Here is a 4,224-nt window from a genome sequence, read left to right on the forward strand (position 1 = left end):
AGCGCAGCGCGTGGCCGTGGCACGTCCATCCACTCTCGCGCGGCGGCGCTGAGCGCCGTGAGTTCGCGGCGCTCGGTGGCGCGCATCTGCTGTTCGAATCGTTCGGCGCCGGAGAGCACGTTGCCGAGCAGGGTGCCTGGCGGCATCGTGATGCGGTTGCCGTCGGGGAGGGGCGCCATGATGGCCGCGCCGACCGGCGCCCGCGTGTTGAACCCGATCACGTCAGCTACCGACGTGATGCCGAAACTCGTGGCGGTGGAAATGAGCGTGAGCGCATACTCGGCGCTCACGGATCCGGCCGGTGCTTCGAGACACGCCGACAGGCTGGTGGGCCCGGCCACCGGATTGATGACGTCGCCCACGCCGAGGGCGCGTGGCGCGGTGGTGCCGCAGGGGCTCGTGCCGGCGGCGCCGATGGTGAGCGGTACGGTGTCGGCGCGTCCGGCCGCGGCGGCGACGATGCGCGCGGCTCCCTGCGCGATCGCGGTGACCAGCCCGCTGTTCGTGACCGAGGCGCGCGCCTCATCGAGCGAGGTGAACGTGAAGGCCTGGCCGCTGATGTCGTTGCCGAACTGATCGCGTAGCGAAGCACGAATCTGGAGCGTATCCCCCACGCCCATCGATGCCTCACCGGGGGTGGCCACCACGGCGGCCGGCGCGCCGGGGAGCACCGTGGCCGTGAAGGTGGCCGGGTTCACGCCGTTCACCTGCGCATTTACCCGCGCGGTACCGGCGTTGGTGCCGACGGTCCAGGTGGTGGTGGCAATGCCCTTGGCGTCGGTGTTGCTCTGCGCGGGCGTTACGGAACCGGATCCCACTCCCACATCCCAGTCCACGCGGCGGCCGGAGACCGGCTTGTTGTCCTTGTCGGTGACGCGCACGGAAAGGGTGACCGGCAGGGCACTGCCCGCGACGGCGGTCTGCTGATTCCCCGTTTGCACAACGATGGCCGTGGGGGTGGCCGACGGGCCGGTGCTTTCACCGGCGCGGCAGCCCCCAAGCGCGAGCGCCGCAGCCAGGACCGCGGCGATGGTGGTGCGAAGGTGTGAGCGCGATGGCATGAGGCGAAACAGAAGGAGACCGGTCACGAGGGGAACACCCGACGAGCGTCCCGTGAGCGGGTGCCTACGAAAGATGCGGAGCGGCGCTGCGGACGCGAGGGGCGCCGCCGGGTGGACGCGAGGGCGATGGCCCGGTGTGCGGTGTACATTCCAGCATGCGAGCGGTTGGATCAGTGCGGTTCCTGTTCATTCCCCTCATGCTGCTCAGCAGTTCCGTCTCCGGCTGTTCTGAGGGGACGCGACAGGCGGCGCGGGGCAACGACGGCTGGCTGCGGCGGGTATCGGATGGAGCCCTCGCCGATATGCCCGACGAGCAGCCCCGGGTGTTGAATGAGGAACTGCCCTTCCGGTATCCCGTGTCGGCGTATCAGACGGGGGTGCAGGGCAATGTGATGCTGCGCCTGTTCGTCGATTCGAGCGGGCGCGTGGTCCCCGACAGTACGCGGGTAGTCGAGCCCTCTGGTCATGGGGCGCTCGACAGCGCGGCGCTGCAGGGGGTGTCGCGATTGCAATTCCGGCCTGCCCGTCGTCGCGGCATTCCCATCCCCGTGTCGCTGCTGTTTCCCGTGCACTTCCGACGCCCCGGCACCAATCCCCTCGGGGGCGACTCCCTGTAAGAGAGAACACGATGGCCACCACCCTCCCCACCATCGAAGAACACCTCCGTCACCGCCGTCCCTACGACAGTGTGCTCGACACGGTCGGCTGGACGCCGCTCATTCGCCTGTCGCGCATCGCGAAGGGCATTCGCACCCCCGTCTTCGGCAAGGCCGACTTCTTCAATCCCGGCGGCAGTGTGAAGGACCGCATCGGGTTGCCGATGATCGAGGCGCATGAGGCGGCGGGCACGCTCAAGCCCGGTGGCGTGATCGTGGAAGCCACGAGCGGCAACACCGGCGTGGGGCTGGCGATCGCCGCGGCGCTCAAGGGGTACCGCTGCATCTTCACCATGCCCGACAAGATGAGCCAGGAGAAGGTGCGCCTGCTCAAGGCGTTCGGTGCCGAAGTGATCATCACGCCCACCGCGGTGCCGCCCGATCATCCGCAGAACTACGTGCAGATGGCCAAGCGCATCGTGCGCGAAACGCCGGGCGCGGTGCTCGCGGGGCAGTTCGAGAATCCGGCCAATCCCGCGGCGCACGTGGCCACCACCGGCCCTGAGCTGTGGGAGCAGACGGAAGGGCGCATCACGCACTTCGTGGCCGGCGCGGGCACGGGTGGCACCATCAGCGGCGTGGCGCGCTACCTCAAGAGCAAGAACCCCAACATCAAGATCATCGCCGCCGATCCGCAGGGGAGTGTGCTGGCGGAGCTGTGGCGCACGAAGGGCGAAGGGCATCCAACGGGTGCGCCGTACAAGGTGGAAGGGGTGGGGCAGGACTGCGTGCCCGCCACGCTCGACATGGACATCATCGACGAGTTCATCTCGGTGGGCGACAAGGATGCCTTCACCATGGCGCGTCGTCTCACGCGCGAAGAGGGGATCTTCGTGGGCGGTAGTGCCGGCATGATCGCGCACGCCGCGCTTACGGTAGCGCGCCGGATCGACGACCCCGAGGCGCTGGTGGTGACGTTCCTGTGCGACACCGGCGAGCGCTATCTCAGCAAGGTGTTCAACGACGAGTGGATGCGGGAGAATCAGCTGCTCGATTCGCCGCACACGAGCATCGAGAGTGTGCTCGGCAAGAAGGACACGAGCGCGCCGGCCATCGTGAGTGTGACCACGGGTGCCACGGTGCGGCAGGCCATTCGCCTGATGGCGCTGCACGATGTGAGTCAGGTACCGGTGATGGACGGCACCGTGTGCGTGGGGAGTGTGGCGGAATCGCGCCTGACGACCGAGTCACTCGCCGATCCGAAGGCGCTCGACAAGACGGTGAGCGACGTGATGGATCAGCCGTTCCCGGTGGTGGAGGCGGATGCGCCGGTGGAGAGCGTGGCGAAGCTGCTGTCGAAGTCGAACCGCGCGGTGCTGATGCGGAAGGACGGGATGATTCAGGGGATCGTGACGCGGTTTGACGTGCTGGAGTATTTGATGCATCGGTGAGCTGCCGGACGCGAACGGCAACGACGCGAACTGCAGACACGCGAACTGCAGACACGCGAACTGCCAACAGCAGACGGCAGACGGCGGGAACTACAGCACGCAGTCACGGAGGAATGTGGTAGAACAAAACGGGCGCCACCGCTTCGCGGGGCGCCCGATTTCCTTTGCGGGTGTGTATCGGGAGCGGCGCGCAGCGCGCGCTCCCGTATGGTTCTACCGAACCACTCCCGTCTGCGTGCTGTAGTTCCTGCTGTCTGCCGTCTGCCGTTCACCGATCGTGCGGCGCACCGGAACCTGAGCCACCGTCGCTCCCGCCCGCTGCGTCGCGATCAGCGCGGCCGTCAGCGCGAGCACGCCGGTGAACTGATGCAGCACGCCCAGTGGCACCGGCACCGCGAGCAGCAGCGTGGTGATGCCGAGCACGAGCTGTACCGTGATCACGGCGCCGAACGCGAACACCGCACGGCGCACCGACTGCGGCAGCGCCGCCTCGCGCGCGCGCCAGGCGAGCACGAGCACGATGCAGGTCACGGTGATGGCGAGCAGGCGGTGGTGGAACTGCGCCGCGGCCGGATTCTCGAAGGCATTCGTCCACCACGGCGAGAGTTGTCCGTAGCCCGGTGGCACCACCTGTCCGCCCATGAGCGGGAACTCGTTGAACACCTTGCCGCCGCGCAGGCCGGCCACGAAGCCGCCCGAGAGCACCGTGACGCCAAGCAGCGCAGTCGCGGAGAGCAGGGCGGCGCGCCACCCGGGTGAGGTGGAGGCGGCGTCGCGGCGTTCGGTGTCGGTGCGTTCGCGCAGTTCGCTGTACGTCCACACGGCCACGGCCAGAATGCCGAGGGCGAGCCCGAGATGTGCGGTCAGCCGATAGGCACTCACGCTGATGCGCTCGACGAGGCCGCTCTGCACCATGTACCAGCCGAGGGCGCCCTGACCGGCGGTGAGGAACGGCAGTGCGGCGAGTCGCACACGCAGGCGGCGCGGAATGCGCCCTTGGACGAGGAACACGAGATACGGGATCGCGAACACCAGCCCCACGGTGCGGGCGACGTTCCGGTGGAACCACTCCCACCAGTAGATCCACTTGAACTGCGACAGCGTGATGCCCGCGTG

General features: G+C 68.2%; 4 protein-coding genes. 2 read left to right on the top strand and 2 right to left on the bottom strand.

Annotated features, from left to right (window positions below; genetic code table 11):
• Positions 1 to 1,088, bottom strand: a 1,088-nt coding sequence (locus ACIQ6O_RS13635; protein WP_396208335.1) for an Ig-like domain-containing protein, incomplete at its 3' end; no start/stop codon positions are given.
• A gap of 128 nt (positions 1,089 to 1,216) precedes the next feature.
• Between ACIQ6O_RS13635 and ACIQ6O_RS13640 the strand changes: the two genes are divergently transcribed.
• On the top strand, positions 1,217 to 1,678 hold the full coding sequence (locus tag ACIQ6O_RS13640) for an energy transducer TonB (RefSeq protein ID WP_396208336.1): 462 nt from the start codon (positions 1,217 to 1,219) through the stop codon (positions 1,676 to 1,678).
• An 11-nt stretch (positions 1,679 to 1,689) separates the two neighbouring features.
• Positions 1,690 to 3,108 carry a pyridoxal-phosphate dependent enzyme gene (locus tag ACIQ6O_RS13645; RefSeq protein ID WP_396208337.1) on the top strand — a complete coding sequence of 473 codons (1,419 nt, stop codon included), beginning with the start codon at positions 1,690 to 1,692 and terminating at the stop codon, positions 3,106 to 3,108.
• A gap of 213 nt (positions 3,109 to 3,321) precedes the next feature.
• On the opposite strand, the gene ACIQ6O_RS13650 is transcribed toward ACIQ6O_RS13645, so the two are convergent.
• The coding region (locus ACIQ6O_RS13650) for a COX15/CtaA family protein (protein ID WP_396208338.1) at positions 3,322 to 4,224 on the bottom strand (903 nt) is incomplete at its 5' end.

Source organism: Gemmatimonas sp. (genome assembly GCF_044345575.1).
In the GTDB taxonomy this organism is placed as follows: Bacteria; Gemmatimonadota; Gemmatimonadetes; order Gemmatimonadales; family Gemmatimonadaceae; genus Gemmatimonas.

Bases quoted from the DNA above. Each gene is read 5' to 3' on its own strand.
- ACIQ6O_RS13640 (WP_396208336.1), top strand. From the start codon at position 1,217: ATGCGAGCGGTTGGATCAGTGCGGTTCCTGTTCATTCCCCTCATGCTG.
- ACIQ6O_RS13645 (WP_396208337.1), top strand. From the start codon at position 1,690: ATGGCCACCACCCTCCCCACCATCGAAGAACACCTCCGTCACCGCCGT.